This is a genomic window from Streptomyces sp. CGMCC 4.7035 (assembly GCF_031583065.1).
Taxonomy (GTDB): domain Bacteria; phylum Actinomycetota; class Actinomycetes; order Streptomycetales; family Streptomycetaceae; genus Streptomyces; species Streptomyces yaanensis.
Window position 1 is genome coordinate 767,866 of record NZ_CP134053.1, and the last position, 18,638, is coordinate 786,503.

Consider the following 18,638-nt stretch of genomic DNA (forward strand, 5'->3'; position numbering starts at 1 on the left):
ATGGTTGCGTCTGAGCACGAACTCCAGGAACTCATGTCGGGCCAGCTCGGTGTCTGGTACGCCCAGCAGTTCGCACCGGCCAGCCCTGCCTACACCATCGGCGACTACACGGAGCTCCGCGGAGACCTGGACGTCGACCTGTTCGTCGACGCTCTGCGGCGCGCCCTGGACGAAGCCGACGGGTACCGCCTCAGGATTACCGTGGAGAACGGGATCCCGCGGCAGTACGTCGGCCGCTCGGACGAATACCCCATCGAGGTCCTCGACCTACGCGCGGAGACCGACCCGCGCGCCGCCGCCGAGCAGTGGATTCACGCGGACGTGGACCGCCCGGTCGACCTGTCCGACGGTTGGCTGTCCGCCCAGACCGTGCTGAGGCTCGCTGACGATCACGCAATCTGGTACCAGCGGGCACACCACATCGCCATCGACGGAACGAGCTTGTCGGCCTTCGCCAATCGGCTGGCCGAGATCTACACCGGCCTACTGGAAGGCCGCGCGTCCTCCGACGGAGCACTGGCTCCGGTGACCGTCCTGATGGAGACCGACCGGGACTACCGGGAGTCGGAGGAGCGCGGCCGGGACCGTGACTTCTGGCTCGACCTCCTGTCCGGCGCGCCTGAGCCGGCCGGTTGGCGGGGCCGCCAGGCTCGTCGGCTGGCGAACCGTCCGGTCCAGCACCTGGAGGAGATCGGCGCCCCTGACGCCGACGGTCTGAAGGCAGCCGCTCGACGCCTGAAGACGAACTTCGCGGGCCTGGTGATCGCCGCAACGGCCGCCTACCGGCACCAGGTCACCGGCGCGCAGGACATCGTCCTCGGGGTCGCGGTCAACGGCCGTACGCTGAGGCGCGAGTTCGGAATTCCCGGCATGACGGCGAACATCATGCCCGTCCGGCTTCGGATGACCCAGGAGTCGACGGTCGCGGATCTCCTGCGACAGACCGCCCATGCAGTCCGTCAGGGCCTGCGGCACCAGCGCTATCAGTACACGGACATCATGACCGACCTGGGTCTGGTCGGCGGCGGCCCTCTCTACGACGTGGTGGTCAACGTCGTCCTGGCCGAGCATCCGGAGCGGTTCGGCAACTGCTCCGCCTCCTGGACCGGCCTCTACACAGGGCCGGTTGACGACCTTCGGATCGACGTCTACCACGGTTCGGCCGCAGGCGGGATGGAGACCGCGGTCGAGTTGAACCGTGACCTTCACGGCGACGACGAGGGCGCGGACATCTCCCGGCACTTCCTCCGGGTGCTGAACTGGTTCGCGGCCGCCTCACCCGAGGATTCGATCGGCGGCGTCGAGCTCCTCGACGCGGCTGAGCTGGAACGGGTGCTGGTGGAGTGGAACGACACGGATGCGGTGGTTCCGGCGGGGACGTTGCCGGGGTTGTTCGCGGGGCAGGTGGCGCGGACGCCGGATGCGGTGGCGGTGGTGTTCGAGGGTGAGTCGGTTTCGTATGCGGAGTTGGATGCGCGGGCGAATCGTCTGGCCCGGGTGCTGGTCGGCCGGGGTGTGGGTGCGGAGTCGGTCGTGGCGGTGTGCCTGGAGCGCGGCTTTGACATGGTCGTGGCGTTGCTGGCGGTGTTGAAGGCCGGGGGCGCGTATCTGCCCATCGACCCGGAGCTGCCGGCGGAGCGGGTCGCGTTCATGCTGGCTGATGCGGGTGCGGTGTGTGTGGTCACCGATGGGGCCTGCGTGGCTGTGGTGGGTGCGGGTGCGGTGCCGGTGGTGTTCACGGACGACGTGCAGGTGTCTTTGGCGGACGATGGCCCGCTGGGCGTGTCGGTGGTGCCGGGGCATGCGGCGTATGTGATCTATACGTCGGGTTCGACGGGTGTGCCGAAGGGTGTGGTGGTCTCGCATGCGGGGATTGTGAACCGGTTGGGGTGGATGCAGGACCGGTTCGGCCTGGCGGTGGGGGATCGGGTGCTGCACAAGACGCCGTTCGGTTTCGATGTGTCGGTGTGGGAGTTGTTCTGGCCGTTGCTGCAGGGTGCGGTGATGGTGGTGGCCCGTCCGGGTGGTCACCGGGATCCGGGGTATGTGGCGGAACTGGTCCGTGAGCAGCGGGTGGACACGGTGCATTTCGTGCCGTCGATGCTGGAGGCGTTCCTTGCGGCGCCGCAGGCTCGGGAGTGCGGCTCGTTGCGGCGGGTGGTGTGTTCGGGCGAGGCGTTGGGTGCCGGCGTCCGGGACCGGTTCTTCTCCGTGTTCGGTGAGGGAGCTGGCCTGTTCAACTTGTACGGTCCGACCGAGGCGTCGGTGGACGTGACCGAGTACCGGGTCGAGGCGGATGGGTCGGGTGTGGTGCCGATCGGGCGTCCGGTGGCGAACACGCGGGTGTTCGTGCTGGATGAGCGGATGCGTCCGGTGCCGGTGGGGGTGGCTGGTGAGTTGTATCTGGCGGGTGTGCAGCTGGCGCGTGGGTATGTGGGGCGTGCGGGTCTGACGGCGGAGCGGTTCGTCGCCGATCCGTTCGATGCCACCGATGCCGGTGGCGGCCGGTTGTATCGCACCGGGGATGTGGTGCGCTGGAGTGAGTCCGGTGATCTGGTGTATCTGGGCCGGGCCGATGAGCAGGTCAAGGTCCGTGGTTTCCGGATCGAGCCGGGTGAGATCGAAGCGGTGATCGCCGGGCATCCGCAGGTCGCCCAGACCGCGGTCATCGTGCGGGAGGATGAGGGCGGGGACAAGCGTCTGGTCGCCTACGTCGTCCCGGCGACCGGTTCTGAGGCCGACCCGGTCGTGCTGCGGGCGTTTGTCGCCGAGCGTCTGCCGGAGTACATGGTGCCCTCGGCGGTGGTGGTGCTGGACGCGCTGCCGTTGACGCACAACGGCAAGCTGGATCGTAAGGCTTTGCCCGCGCCGGACTTCAGCGCGATCGCCGGGTCCGGGCGGGCTCCGGCGAACGTGCGGGAGGAGTTGCTGTGCCAGGGCTTCGCCGAGGTCCTGGGGCTGGAGTCGGTCGGCGTCGATGACGACTTCTTCGCGCTGGGCGGTCACTCGCTGCTCGCCGTGCAGCTGCTGGAGTGGCTGCGGGTAAGGGGAATGTCAGTCTCGGTGCAGGTGCTCTTCGAAGCCCCGACGCCAGCGGACCTGGCGGCGGTCGCCGGTGCGGTCCAGGGGACGGTGCCGGAGAACCTGATTCCGGACGGCGCGCAGGTGATCACGCCGGAGATGCTGCCGTTGGTGGAGCTGACCGAGGCCGAGATCCAGACCGTGGTGGCCGGGGTGCCGGGTGGTGCGGGCAATGTCGCGGACGTCTATCCGCTGGCCCCGCTGCAGGAAGGGATCTTCTTCCACCACCTGCTGGCCGACGGTGGCGAGGACGTCTACGTCACAGCATTTGGGTGGGAGTTTGACGGCCGGTCCCAGCTGGATGGGTTCGTCGCGGCGTTGCAGCAGGTCGTCGACCGGCATGACGTGTTCCGCACGTCGGTGGTGTGGCAGGGGCTGCGTGAGCCGGTGCAGGTGGTGTGGCGCTCCGCGACGCTTCCCGTCACCGAGGTGAACCTTGATGCCGACAGCGTCGATCCGGCGGCGGAGCTCGTTTCCGAGGTCGGGCTGGTGATGGATCTCGGCCGGGCCCCGCTGCTGGATCTGCATGTTGCGGAGATCTCCGGCGACCGGTGGCTGGGGCTGCTGCGGATGCATCATGTGGTTCAGGACCACACCACGCTGGAGATGCTGCACGACGAGCTGCGGACGATCCTGGCCGGACAGGCCGACGAGTTGCCGGATCCGTTGCCGTACCGGCAATTCGTGTCGCAAGCCCGGGCCAGGCTGGAGAGCGGGGAACACCAGGACTTCTTCAGGGACTTGCTGTCCGGCGTGGACGAGCCCACCGCGGCGTTCGGTGTCACCGACGTGCGCAGGGACGGATCCGGGGTGGCTGTCGCAGAGCTGGATCTGGGCGCTGACTTGGTCGTGCGGTTGCGGGAGGTATCGCGCCGTTTGGGCGCCAGTCCGGCGACCGTCATGCATGTGGCGTGGTCGCGGGTGCTGGCGGTGGTCTCCGGCCGTGATGACGTGGTGTTCGGGACGATGTTGCTCGGGCGGATGAACGCCAGAGCGGGCTCGGGCCGGATGCCGGGATTGCTCACGAACATGCTGCCGGTGCGGGTGCGCACCGGTGAACTGGACGTGCAGGCCGCGGTCACGGCAATGCGCGGGCAGCTGGCCGGACTGCTGGAGCACGAGCACGCGCCGTTGGCCTTGGCCCAGCGCGCGAGCGGGGTGCCGGCGGATGTTCCGCTGTTCACTTCGATGTTCAACTACCGTCAGGCGACGACCCCCAGTTCAAGCCTGGCTGGTATCAGGAATGTGTTTTTCCAGGAGCGGACCAACTATCCGCTGGCGGTCGTGGTCGATGACAACGGTGATGGTCTCGGTCTAACGGTGGATGCGGTCGCGCCGATCGATCCCCAGGCGGTGGCGGAGATGCTGCACACCGGGGTCGGGCATCTGGTGTCGGCGTTGGAGGACGCTCTGGATGACGGTGCGCAGGTGCCGCTGTCGGCGGTGAGTGTGCTGGATGGCACGGAGCTGGACCGGGTGTTGGTCCAGTGGAATGACACTGATGCGGTGGTGCCGGCGGGGACGTTGCCGGGGTTGTTCGCGGGGCAGGTGGCGCGGACGCCGGATGCGGTGGCGGTGGTGTTCGAGGGTGAGTCGGTTTCGTATGCGGAGTTGGATGCGCGGGCGAATCGTCTGGCCCGGGTGCTGGTCGGCCGGGGTGTGGGTGCGGAGTCGGTCGTGGCGGTGTGCCTGGACCGTGGCGTGGACATGGTGGTGGCGTTGCTGGCGGTGTTGAAGGCCGGGGGTGCGTATCTGCCGGTTGATCCGGAGCTGCCGGCGGAGCGGGTCGCGTTCATGCTGGCTGATGCGGGTGCGGTGTGTGTGGTCACCGATGGGGCCTGCGTGGCTGTGGTGGGTGCGGGTGCGGTGCCGGTGGTGTTCACGGACGACGTGCAGGTGTCTTTGGCGGACGATGGCCCGCTGGGCGTGTCGGTGGTGCCGGGGCATGCGGCGTATGTGATCTATACGTCGGGTTCGACGGGTGTGCCGAAGGGTGTGGTGGTCTCGCATGCGGGGATTGTGAACCGGTTGGGGTGGATGCAGGACCGGTTCGGCCTGGCGGTGGGGGATCGGGTGCTGCACAAGACGCCGTTCGGTTTCGATGTGTCGGTGTGGGAGTTGTTCTGGCCGTTGCTGCAGGGTGCGGTGATGGTGGTGGCCCGTCCGGGTGGTCATCGGGATCCGGGGTATGTGGCGGAACTGGTCCGTGAGCAGCGGGTGGACACGGTGCATTTCGTGCCGTCGATGCTGGAGGCGTTCCTTGCGGCGCCGCAGGCTCGGGAGTGCGGCTCGTTGCGGCGGGTGGTGTGTTCGGGCGAGGCGTTGGGTGCCGGCGTCCGGGACCGGTTCTTCTCCGTGTTCGGTGAGGGAGCTGGCCTGTTCAACTTGTACGGTCCGACCGAGGCGTCGGTGGACGTGACCGAGTACCGGGTCGAGGCGGATGGGTCGGGTGTGGTGCCGATCGGGCGTCCGGTGGCGAACACGCGGGTGTTCGTGCTGGATGAGCGGATGCGTCCGGTGCCGGTGGGGGTGGCTGGTGAGTTGTATCTGGCGGGTGTGCAGCTGGCGCGTGGGTATGTGGGGCGTGCGGGTCTGACGGCGGAGCGGTTCGTCGCCGATCCGTTCGATGCCACCGATGCCGGTGGCGGCCGGTTGTATCGCACCGGGGATGTGGTGCGCTGGGATGCCGACGGTGATCTGGTGTATCTGGGCCGGGCCGATGAGCAGGTCAAGGTCCGTGGTTTCCGGATCGAGCCGGGTGAGATCGAAGCGGTGATCGCCGGGCATCCGCAGGTCGCCCAGACCGCGGTCATCGTGCGGGAGGATGAGGGCGGGGACAAGCGTCTGGTCGCCTACGTCGTCCCGGCGACCGGGGCTCAGGCCGACCCGGTCGTGCTGCGGGCGTTTGTCGCCGAGCGTCTGCCGGAGTACATGGTGCCGTCGGCGGTGGTGGCCCTTGAGGCGTTGCCGCTGACGGTGAACGGGAAGCTGGACCGGCGGGCCCTGCCCGCGCCCGACTTCGCGGCCATCGCCGGCTCAGGTCGTGGCCCGGCGAATGTGCGCGAGGAGATCCTGTGCCAGGGCTTCGCCGAGGTCCTCGGGCTGGAGTCGGTCGGCGTCGAGGACGACTTCTTCGCCCTGGGCGGTCACTCGCTGCTGGCGGTCCGCTTGGTGGAGTGGCTGCGGGTGCGAGGCATGTCGGTGCCCGTGCGGTCGCTGTTCGTCTCGCCGACGCCGGCGGGCCTGGCGGCTGTGTCCGGTGCGGTGACGGTGTCGGTGCCGGAGAACCTGATTCCGGACGGCGCGCAGACGATCACGCCGGAGATGCTGCCGTTGGTGGAGCTGACCGAGGCCGAGATCCAGGCAGTGGTGGCCGGGGTCGAGGGTGGTGCGGGCAATGTCGCGGACATCTATCCGCTGGCTCCGCTGCAGGAAGGGATCTTCTTCCATCACCTGCTGGCCGATGGCGGTCAGGACGCGTATGTGCTGCGGATGGTGGTCGAGTTCGACGACCGTTCCCGGCTGGACGGGTTCGTCGGGGCGTTGCAGCAGGTGGTCGACCGGCACGATGTGTTCCGTACCTCGTTGGTCTGGCAGGGTTTGCGTGAACCGGTGCAGGTGGTGTGGCGTTCCGCGACGCTGCCGGTCACCGAGGTGAAACTCGGCACGGACAGCGCCGATCCGGCGACGGATCTGGTGTCGGTGGTGGGGTTGCAGATGGATCTGGGGCGGGCGCCGCTGCTGGATCTGCATGTCGCCGAAGCTTCCGGCGGCCGGTGGCTGGGGTTGGTGCGGGTGCATCACCTGGTGCAGGACCACACCGCGATGGACGTGGTCTACGACGAGGTGCAGACGATCCTGGCGGGTCGTGCCGAGACGCTTGTGGAGCCGTTGCCGTTCCGGGGCTTTGTGGCTCAGGCCAGGGCCGGGCTCGACACGGGGGAGCACGAGGAGTTCTTCCGGGAGCTTCTGTCCGGGGTGGACGAGCCGACCGCGGCGTTCGGGGTCAGCGATGTGCGCGGCGACGGCTCCGAAGTCGTCAGCGCGAGCCTGCCTGTGGACGCCGGTGTGGCGGCCCGCCTGCAGGACGTGTCGCGGCGGTTGGGAGCCAGTGCGGCCACGGTCATGCATCTGGCGTGGTCGCGGGTGCTGTCGGTGGTCTCCGGCCGTGACGACGTGGTGTTCGGCACGGTGCTGTTCGGCCGGATGAACGCCGGTGCCGGCTCCGACCGGATGCCGGGCCTGTTTATGAACACTCTGCCGGTGCGGGTGCGCACCGGCGAACTCGACGTGCTGGGCGCGGTCACCGCGATGCGGGGTCAGCTGGCCGGGTTGCTGGAGCACGAGCACGCGCCGCTGGCACTGGCCCAGCGGGTCAGTGCGGTGCCGGCCGATGAGCCGCTGTTCGCCACACTGTTCAACTACCGGCACAACGCGAGCGCCGCGCCTCACGGTTCTAACGAGCACGACGCCGGGTTCGAGGGTGTCCGGCCGGTGTTCTCCCGGGAGAGCACCAACTACCCGTTGACGGTGTCGGTCGATGACGGTGGCGGTGAGCTGCTCGGTGTGACGGTGGACGCGGTCGGGCCGATCGATCCGCAAGCCGTGGCCGGGATGCTGCTCACGGTGGTCGGGCATCTGGTGTCGGCGTTGGAGGACGCGCTGGACGGCGGTGCGCAGGTGCCGCTGTCGGCGGTGGGCGTGCTGGATGCGGTCGAGTTGGACCGGGTGCTGGTGGAGTGGAATGACACTGATGCGGTGGTGCCGGCGGGGACGTTGCCGGGGTTGTTCGCGGGGCAGGTGGCGCGGACGCCGGATGCGGTGGCGGTGGTGTTCGAGGGTGAGTCGGTTTCGTATGCGGAGTTGGATGCGCGGGCGAATCGTCTGGCCCGGGTGCTGGTCGGCCGGGGTGTGGGTGCGGAGTCGGTCGTGGCGGTGTGCCTGGACCGTGGCGTGGACATGGTGGTGGCGTTGCTGGCGGTGTTGAAGGCCGGGGGTGCGTATCTGCCGGTTGATCCGGAGCTGCCGGCGGAGCGGGTCGCGTTCATGCTGGCTGATGCGGGTGCGGTGTGTGTGGTCACCGATGGGGCCTGCGTGGCTGTGGTGGGTGCGGGTGCGGTGCCGGTGGTGTTCACGGACGACGTGCAGGTGTCTTTGGCGGACGATGGCCCGCTGGGCGTGTCGGTGGTGCCGGGGCATGCGGCGTATGTGATCTATACGTCGGGTTCGACGGGTGTGCCGAAGGGTGTGGTGGTCTCGCATGCGGGGATTGTGAACCGGTTGGGGTGGATGCAGGACCGGTTCGGCCTGGCGGTGGGGGATCGGGTGCTGCACAAGACGCCGTTCGGTTTCGATGTGTCGGTGTGGGAGTTGTTCTGGCCGTTGCTGCAGGGTGCGGTGATGGTGGTGGCCCGTCCGGGTGGTCATCGGGATCCGGGGTATGTGGCGGAACTGGTCCGTGAGCAGCGGGTGGACACGGTGCATTTCGTGCCGTCGATGCTGGAGGCGTTCCTTGCGGCGCCGCAGGCTCGGGAGTGCGGCTCGTTGCGGCGGGTGGTGTGTTCGGGCGAGGCGTTGGGTGCCGGCGTCCGGGACCGGTTCTTCTCCGTGTTCGGTGAGGGAGCTGGCCTGTTCAATCTGTACGGTCCGACCGAGGCGTCGGTGGACGTGACCGAGTACCGGGTCGAGGCGGATGGGTCGGGTGTGGTGCCGATCGGGCGTCCGGTGGCGAACACGCGGGTGTTCGTGCTGGATGAGCGGATGCGTCCGGTGCCGGTGGGGGTGGCCGGTGAGTTGTATCTGGCGGGTGTGCAGCTGGCGCGTGGGTATGTGGGGCGTGCGGGTCTGACGGCGGAGCGGTTCGTCGCCGACCCGTTCGATGCCACCGATGCCGGTGGCGGCCGGTTGTATCGCACCGGGGATGTGGTGCGCTGGGATGCCGACGGGGACCTGGTGTATCTGGGCCGGGCCGATGAGCAGGTCAAGGTCCGTGGTTTCCGGATCGAGCCGGGTGAGATCGAGACGGTGATCGCCGGGCACCCCCACGTCGCCCAGACCGCGGTCATCGCCCGCGAGGACAGGGCCGGGGACAAGCGCCTGGTTGCCTACATCGTCCCCACCTCCGCGGAAGGTGTGGATCCGGCCGCCGGCGCGGTGGCCGGTCAGGACCTGTCCGTTTCGGTGCGCAGGTCCGTGGCCGAGCGGTTGCCGGAGTACATGGTGCCCTCGGCGGTGGTGGTGCTGGACGCGCTGCCTCTCACGCGCAACGGGAAGCTGGATCGCAGGGGCCTGCCCGCCCCCGACTTCGCGTCGCTCGCCGGGTCCGGGCGGGCTCCGGCGAACGTGCGGGAGGAGTTGCTGTGCCAGGGCTTCGCCGAGGTCCTGGGGCTGGAGTCCGTCGGTGTCGATGACGACTTCTTCGCGCTGGGCGGTCACTCGCTGCTCGTGGTGCGTCTGGTGGAGTGGCTGCGGGTACGGGGCATGTCGGTGTCGGTGCGGGCGCTGTTCCTGTCGCCGACGCCGGCGGGCTTGGCGGCTGTGTCCGGTGCGGTGACGGTGTCGGTGCCGGAGAACCTGATTCCGGACGGCGCGCAGACGATCACGCCGGAGATGCTGCCGTTGGTGGAGCTGACCGAGGCCGAGATCGAGATCGCGGTCGCCGGGGTCGAGGGCGGTGCGGGCAATGTCGCGGACATCTACCCGCTGGCCCCGCTGCAGGAGGGCCTGCTGTTCCACCACCTGCTGGCCGACGGTGGCGACGACGTCTACGTTCTGCTCGCAGTGCTGGAGTTCCAGGACCGTTCGGGCCTGGACGGATTCGCCTCCGCGGTACAGCAGGTGATCGACCGGCACGATGTGTTCCGCACCTCGGTGGTGTGGAAGGGGCTGCGCGAACCGGTACAGGTGGTGTGGCGCTCCGCGAAGCTGACGGTGACCGAGGTGAGCCTTGACACCGACACCGCCGACCCCGCGGCCGATCTGGTGTCCCTGGTGGGGCTGTCGATGGATCTGGGCCGCGCCCCGCTGCTCGATCTGCACGTCACCGAGGTTTCCGGGGGCCGGTGGCTGGCGCTGGTGCGGGTGCACCACTTGGTGCAGGACCACACCGCGGCGGACATCGTGTTGGACGAGGCGCGCACGATCCTGGCCGGTCGTGCCGAGGAACTGCCGGAGCCGCTGCCGTTCCGGGGCTTTGTGGCTCAGGCCCGTGCCGGTCTCGACACGGGAGAGCACGAGGAGTTCTTCCGGGAGCTTCTGTCCGGGGTGGACGAGCCGACCGCGGCGTTCGGGGTCAGCGATGTGCGCGGCGACGGCTCCGAAGTCGTCAGCGCGAGCCTGCCTGTGGACGCCGGTGTGGCGGCCCGCCTGCAGGACGTGTCGCGGCGGTTGGGAGCCAGTGCGGCCACGGTCATGCATCTGGCGTGGTCGCGGGTGCTGTCGGTGGTCTCCGGCCGTGACGACGTGGTGTTCGGCACGGTGCTGTTCGGCCGGATGAACGCCGGTGCCGGCTCCGACCGGATGCCGGGCCTGTTCATGAACACTCTGCCGGTGCGGGTGCGCACCGGCGAACTCGACGTGCTGGGCGCGGTCACCGCGATGCGGGGTCAGCTGGCCGGGTTGCTGGAGCACGAGCACGCGCCGCTGGCACTGGCCCAGCGGGTCAGTGCGGTGCCGGCCGATGAGCCGCTGTTCGCCACACTGTTCAACTACCGGCACAACACCGTCGGCAGCTCTCAGAGTGCCGATGAGGGCAGCGCCGACGAGCACGGCGGGTTTGAGGGCCTTCGGCAGGTGTTTGTCCAGGACCGGACGAACTATCCGTTGACGATGTCGGTCGATGACAACGGTGATGCGGGTCTGATTCTGATGGTGGATGCGGTCGCGCCGATCGATCCCCAGGCGGTGGCGGAGATGCTGCACACCGGGGTCGGGCATCTGGTGTCGGCGTTGGAGGACGCGCTGGACGGCGGTGCGCAGGTGCCGCTGTCGGCGGTGGGCGTGCTGGATGCGGTCGAGTTGGACCGGGTGCTGGTGGAGTGGAATGACACTGCGGCTGAGGTTCCGGCGGGGACGTTGCCGGGGTTGTTCGCGGGGCAGGTGGCGCGGACGCCGGATGCGGTGGCGGTGGTGTTCGAGGGTGAGTCGGTTTCGTATGCGGAGTTGGATGCGCGGGCGAATCGTCTGGCCCGGGTGCTGGTCGGCCGGGGTGTGGGTGCGGAGTCGGTCGTGGCGGTGTGCCTGGACCGTGGTGTGGACATGGTCGTGGCGTTGCTGGCGGTGTTGAAGGCCGGGGGTGCGTATCTGCCGGTTGATCCGGAGCTGCCGGCGGAGCGGGTCGCGTTCATGCTGGCTGATGCGGGTGCGGTGTGTGTGGTCACCGATGGGGCCTGCGTGGCTGTGGTGGGTGCGGGTGCGGTGCCGGTGGTGTTCACGGACGACGTGCAGGTGTCTTTGGCGGACGATGGCCCGCTGGGCGTGTCGGTGGTGCCGGGGCATGCGGCGTATGTGATCTATACGTCGGGTTCGACGGGTGTGCCGAAGGGTGTGGTGGTCTCGCATGCGGGGATTGTGAACCGGTTGGGGTGGATGCAGGACCGGTTCGGCCTGGCGGTGGGGGATCGGGTGCTGCACAAGACGCCGTTCGGTTTCGATGTGTCGGTGTGGGAGTTGTTCTGGCCGTTGCTGCAGGGTGCGGTGATGGTGGTGGCCCGTCCGGGTGGTCATCGGGATCCGGGGTATGTGGCGGAACTGGTCCGTGAGCAGCGGGTGGACACGGTGCATTTCGTGCCGTCGATGCTGGAGGCGTTCCTTGCGGCGCCGCAGGCTCGGGAGTGCGGCTCGTTGCGGCGGGTGGTGTGTTCGGGCGAGGCGTTGGGTGCCGGCGTCCGGGACCGGTTCTTCTCCGTGTTCGGTGAGGGAGCTGGCCTGTTCAACTTGTACGGTCCGACCGAGGCGTCGGTGGACGTGACCGAGTACCGGGTCGAGGCGGATGGGTCGGGTGTGGTGCCGATCGGGCGTCCGGTGGCGAACACGCGGGTGTTCGTGCTGGATGAGCGGATGCGTCCGGTGCCGGTGGGGGTGGCTGGTGAGTTGTATCTGGCGGGTGTGCAGCTGGCGCGTGGGTATGTGGGGCGTGCGGGGCTGACCGCGGAGCGGTTCGTCGCCGATCCGTTCGATGCCACCGATGCCGGTGGCGGCCGGTTGTATCGCACCGGGGATGTGGTGCGCTGGGATGCCGACGGGGACCTGGTGTATCTGGGCCGGGCCGATGAGCAGGTGAAGGTCCGTGGTTTCCGGATCGAGCCGGGTGAGATCGAGACGGTGATCGCCGGGCATCCGCAGGTCGCCCAGACCGCGGTCATCGCCCGCGAGGACAGGGCCGGGGACAAGCGGCTGGTCGCCTACGTCGTCCCGGCGACCGGTTCTGAGGTTGACCCGGCCGTGCTGCGGGCGTTTGCCGCCGAGCGGCTGCCTGAGTACATGGTGCCAGCGACCGTTATGACGCTCGAGGCACTGCCGCTGACGCCCAACGGCAAGCTGGACCGTAAGGCCCTGCCCGCACCTGACTTCGCGACCGCAGCAGGATCCGGGCGGGCTCCGGCGAACGTGCGCGAGGAGATTCTCTGCCAGGGCTTCGCCGAGGTCCTGGGGCTGGAGTCGGTCGGCGTCGATGATGACTTCTTCGCCCTGGGCGGTCATTCGCTGCTGGCGGTACGGCTGGTCAGCCGGGTGCGAATCATGCTCGGGGCGGAGCTGTCTCTGCGGACTCTGTTCGAGGCTCCGACGGTGGCCGAGCTTGCGGCGCGGTTGCCGGGTGCCGGTGTGGCGCGTTCGGCTCTGGTGTCGCAGGTGCGTCCGGAGCGGTTGCCGTTGTCGTTCGCGCAGCAGCGGTTGTGGTTCATCGGCCAGTTGGAGGGCCCGAGCGCGACCTACAACATTCCGATGGCGATACGCCTGGCCGGAGACCTGGACAAGGCGGCACTCGCGGCTGCCTTGCGGGATGTGATCGGCCGGCACGAGGTACTGCGCACGGTCTTCCCCACCGCCGGCGGACAGCCGTTCCAGCAGATCCTCGCCGTCGACGACCTGGTCTGGGATCTCGAGTTCGTCGAGCTCGCGGCCGGGGAGCTGCTGCCGGACGCGGTCATGCGGGCGACCGAGTACGTCTTCGATCTGGCATCCGAGGTGCCGGTGCGGGCCTGGCTGTTCACCGCCGGGCCGGATGAGCACGTCCTCGTGGTGGTCGTGCACCACATCGCCACCGACGGCTGGTCGTCCGACCCGCTGGCACGGGACGTCTCGACCGCGTACGCGGCCCGTCTTGAGGGCCGTGCTCCCCTGTGGGAGCCGCTGCCGGTGCAGTACGCGGACTACACGCTGTGGCAGCGTGAGCTGCTCGGTGACGAGCAGGACCCAGACGCTGTGATCTCACGGCAGGTCACCTATTGGAGCGAGGCGTTGGCGGGCGCTCCCGAGGAGCTGGCACTGCCGGTGGACCGACCCCGCCCGGCGGTTGCCAGTCACCGCGGGCACACGGTCCCACTGGAGATCTCCGCCGATGTGCATGCCCGGTTGCGGCACGTGGCGCGTGAGCAGGGTGTGTCCGTGTTCATGCTGCTGCAGGCGACACTGGCGGTACTTCTGTCGAAGCTGGGCGCGGGCACGGACATCCCGATCGGTTCGCCGGTCGCGGGCCGCGCGGACGAGGCGCTTGACGATCTCGTCGGGTTCTTCGTCAATACCCTGGTAGTACGCACCGATGTGTCGGGCGACCCGACGTTCACCGAGTTGCTCGCCCGGGTGCGCGAGACGAGCTTGGCCGGATTCGAGCACCAGGACGTGCCGTTCGAGCGCCTGATCGAGGAACTCGCCCCGGCCAGATCGCTGGCGCGTCATCCGCTCTTCCAGGTGATGCTCACCCTGCAGAACAACGCGGCCGCGGAATTGGCGTTGCCTGGGGTGCAGGCTCAGGCCGTGCCTTCGGGGGAGCAGGCGTCGAAGTTCGACCTGAACACGATCGTTTCCGAGATGTTCGATGCCGAGGGCGTTCCGGCGGGCCTGCGGGGTGTCGTGACAGGTGCGGCCGATCTGTTCGATGCGGGCAGCATCGCTGTGATCGCCGAGCGGTGGGTGCGGGTGCTGGAGGCGGTGCTCGCCGACCCGTCCCTGCCGGTGTCCGGAGTGGACGTGTTGTCCGCCGATGAGCGGCGCCGGGTACTGGTGGAGTGGAACGACACGGTGGTCGACGTCGCGCGCTCGACGCTGCCGGAGTTGTTCGCGGTACAGGTGGAGCGGACGCCGGAGGCTCCGGCGGTGGTGTTCGAGGGTGAGTCGCTCTCGTATGCCGAGCTGGACGCGCGGGCCAACCGTCTGGCGCGTTACCTGGTGGGGTTGGGTGTGGGCCCGGAGCGCCTGGTGGGCGTGTGTCTGGACCGCGGTGTGGATCTGATGGTGGCGTTGCTGGCGGTGTTGAAGGCCGGGGGCGCGTATCTGCCCATCGATCCGGAGTATCCGGCTGAGCGGGTCGCGTTCATGCTGTCGGACGCGGCGCCGGTTGTGGTGCTGGCGTCTTCGGCCACGGCTGGGGTGCCGGCGTCCTCGGGTGTGCCGGTGGTGGTGCTGGATGATCCGGATGTTGCGGGGGCGGTCTCGTCCCTGCCTGGCTCGGATCCGGTGGTTTCGCTGGTCGCGGCGCATCCGGCGTATGTGATCTATACCTCGGGGTCGACGGGGACACCGAAGGGCGTGGTGGTGTCGCACGTCGGGTTCGCGAGCTTCGCGGCCGGCCATGCCCGGTTGCTGGGGGTGGGTGCCGGGGACCGCGTGGGGCAGTTCGCCTCGGCGAGCTTCGACACCTTCGGCTGGGAGTGGTGCATGGCACTGCTTCAGGGGGCAACGCTGGTTGTGGTGCCGTCCGGCAAGCGGTTCGGGCAGGAGCTGACCGGATTGCTGGCGGAGCAGGCGGTGTCGTTCGTGACGTTGCCGCCGGCGGTACTGGCATTGCTGGAGCCGGAATCGATCGCGCCCGATGTGACGGTGGTGGTTGCGGGAGAGGCCTGTGCGCCGGAGGTGATGGCGCGATGGGCCGCCGGGCATCGTATGTTCAACTCGTACGGTCCTACCGAGACGACCGTGGATGCCACGCTGTGGCGCTGCGATGCGGACGCGGGGCAGGTGGCGATCGGGCGTCCGGTGGTCAACAGCCAGGTGTTCGTACTTGACGAGGCGTTGCGTCCGGTACCCGTGGGCGTGGCCGGCGAGCTGTATGTGGCCGGTGCGGGTCTGGCACGCGGGTACCTGGGGCGCGCGGGTCTGACCGCGGGACGGTTCGTGGCCGACCCGTTCGACACCGACCCCGCCGGTGGCGGCCGGTTGTACCGGACCGGGGACGTGGTGCGCTGGAACGCCGATGGTGATCTGGTGTATCTGGGCCGGGCCGACGAGCAGGTGAAGATCCGGGGCTTCCGGATCGAGCCGGGCGAGATCGAGGCGGTGCTGGCCGAACATCCGCTGGTGGCGCAGGCCGCAGTGATCGCCCGCGAGGACGAGCCGGGCGACAAGCGCCTGGTCGCCTACATCGTCCCGACGGCCGGCGCGGTCGCGTTGCCGGGCCTGCTCCGCGACCGGGTCGCCTCCAGGCTGCCCGAGTACATGGTGCCCGCGGCCGTGGTGACGCTCGACACCCTGCCGCTCACGCCCAACGGCAAACTCGACCGGCGGGCGCTGCCCGCCCCCGAGTTCGCGTCCGCCGCCGGGCTCGGACGCGGGCCGGCGAACGTGCGCGAGGAACTGCTGTGCCAGGCGTTCGCCGACATCCTCGGGCTGGAGACCATCGGGGTCGAAGACGACTTCTTCGCACTCGGCGGGCATTCACTGCTCGCGGTGCGGCTGGTCAGCCGGGCACGCGCGGTGCTCGGGGTGGAGATCGACATCCGGACCCTGTTCGAGGCTCCTACAGTGGCCGGTCTGGCGGCCCGGTTGTCGGATGCTGATACGGCACGTTCCCCGCTGGCGCCGTGGGTGCGTCCGGAGCGGTTGCCGTTGTCGTTCGCGCAGCAGCGCTTGTGGTTCATCGGGCAGTTGGAGGGCCCGAGCGCCCTCTACAACATCCCGATGGTGCTGCGGCTGTCCGGTGACGTGGACTCGTCAGCCCTCGGTTCGGCGTTGCGGGATGTGATCGGGCGGCACGAGGTGCTGCGCACGGTCTTCCCCACGGCCGCGGACGGACAGCCGCTCCAGCAGGTCATCGACATCGATGAGCTGGACTGGGAGCTGCAGCTGGTCGAGGTGACTGCGTCTGATCTTGAGGCGGAAGTCGCGACGGCGGCCGGGTACGCCTTCGACCTGGCCTCCGAGGTGCCGGTGCGGGCGTGGCTGTTCACCGAGGGCTCGGATGAGCCTTCGGCTGAGCGAGTGCTCGTAGTGGTCGTCCACCACATCGCCGGGGACGGCTGGTCGACCGGCCCGCTGGCCCGCGACGTCTCCACGGCATACGCGGCTCGCCTTGACGGCCGCGCCCCGGTGTGGGAGCCGCTGCCGGTGCAGTACGCGGACTACGCGCTGTGGCAGCGCGAGCTGCTGGGCAACGAGGACGACCCGGACAGCCTGATATCCCAGCAGGTCGCCTACTGGCGCGAGGCTTTGGCCGGGGCACCGGAGGAGCTGACGCTGCCGACAGACCGTCCGCGTCCGGCAGTTGCAAGCAACCACGGCCATACGGTGCCGTTGCAGGTGCCGGCTGACGTGCATGCCCGGCTCGTGGGTGTGGCGCGTGAGCAGGGCGTGACGGTGTTCATGCTGGTGCAGGCCGCGCTCGCGGTGCTGCTGTCCAAGCTGGGCGCGGGCAGGGACATCCCGATGGGCATGGCGGTGGCCGGCCGCACCGACGAGGCGCTGGACGACCTGGTCGGGTTCTTCATCAACAGCCTGGTGATCCGTACGGATCTGTCAGGTGACCCGACGTTCCACCAGGTCCTCTCCAGGGTGCGTGAGACGAGCCTCGCCGGGTTCGAGCACCAGGACGTGCCTTTCGAGCGTCTGGTGGAGGAGCTGGCTCCCTCCCGGTCGCTGGCGCGGCATCCCTTGTTCCAGGTGATGTTCACGGGGCAGAACAACGCCGAGGCGGTGCTGGATCTGCCGGGCGTGCGGGTCGGCGGCCAGGAGGCGTCGGCCGCGGCGACCTCGGCGGCGAGGTTCGACATCGACCTGAGCGTGGGGGAGGTCTTCGCGACCGGCGGCGTTCCGGCAGGGCTGCGGGGTGTGGTGACCGGGTCTGCGGACCTGTTCGACGCCGACAGCGTCGCGCTGTTCGCCGAGCGTTTGGTGCGGCTGCTGGAGACGGTGCTCACCAACCCGTCCGTGCCCTTGTCGGCGCTCGACTTGCTGGATGCCGATGAGCGGCGTCGGGTGCTGGTGGAGTGGAACGACACGGATGCGGTCGTGCCGGATGCCCTGGTGCCGGAGTTGTTTGCGGCGCAGGTGGTGCGGACCCCGGATGCAGTGGCCGTGGTCGCGGACGGTGTCGAGCTGTCCTACGCGGAACTGGATGCGCGGGCGAATCGTCTGGCGCGGTATCTGACCGGGCTGGGTGTGGGTGCGGAGTCGGTGGTGGGGTTGTGTCTGCCGCGTGGGGTGGACATGGTGGTGGCCCTGTTGGCGGTGTGGAAGTCCGGGGGTGCGTATCTGCCCATCGACCCGGAGTATCCGGCCGAGCGGATCTCGTTCATGCTCTCCGATGCGCGGGCGGCGGTGTTGCTGGGGACCGAGGACATCCTGGACGAGTTGCCGGCGGTGAGGGTGCCGGTGGTGGCGTTGGACGATCCGCAGGTGGCTGCGGTGGTGTCGTCGGTGGCTGACGGCCCGGTCGGGGTTCCGGTGGTGCCGGGGCAGTTGGCGTATGTGATCTATACGTCGGGGTCGACGGGGACGCCGAAGGGTGTCGGGGTGACTCATGGCGGGTTGGCGAACTATGTGGTGTGGGCGGCGGGTGAGTATGGTCCGGCTGCTGGTGGGGCGGTGTTGCATTCGTCGTTGGCGTTCGACCTGACGGTGACGAGTGTGGTGGTGCCGTTGGTGGCGGGGTCGGTGGTGGTGGCCAGTGCTGAGGGCGGTGCCGAGGGTCTGGCGGGGCTGGTGAATGCCTCGGGTGGTTTTGATGTGCTGAAGGTGGTGCCGGGGCATCTGCCGTTGCTGGCGGAGCTGGTGACCGATGCTGCCGCGTTGTCGGCGGCGCGGGTGCTGGTGGTGGGTGGTGAGGCGTTGTCGGCCGGTGCGGTGCGTGACTGGCTGGGGCGTACGCCGGACTCGGTGGTGGTCAATGAGTACGGACCGACCGAGACGGTGGTCGGGTGTTGTGTGTTCCGGGCGGTGTCGGGGCAGCGGCTGGATGAGCAGGTGCCGATCGGCCGGCCAATCGCCAACGTGCGGTTGTATGTGCTGGATGAGTCGTTGCGGCCGGTGCCGGTCGGGGTTGCCGGTGAGTTGTATATCGCTGGGGCTCAGTTGGCGCGGGGATATGTGGGCCGGGCGGGGTTGACCGCGGGCCGGTTCGTGGCGGA

1 protein-coding gene (running past one end of the window) is annotated in these 18,638 nt (G+C 69.0%); it reads left to right on the forward strand.

The features are described 5' to 3' along the window. Window positions 1-18,638, forward strand: the 5' portion of a protein-coding gene (locus tag Q2K21_RS03335) for a non-ribosomal peptide synthase/polyketide synthase (protein ID WP_310764175.1). 16,810 nt of this gene lie beyond the right edge of the window; 18,638 of the gene's 35,448 nt are visible here — the first part of the coding sequence; its start codon is at window positions 1-3; the stop codon falls past the right edge of the window.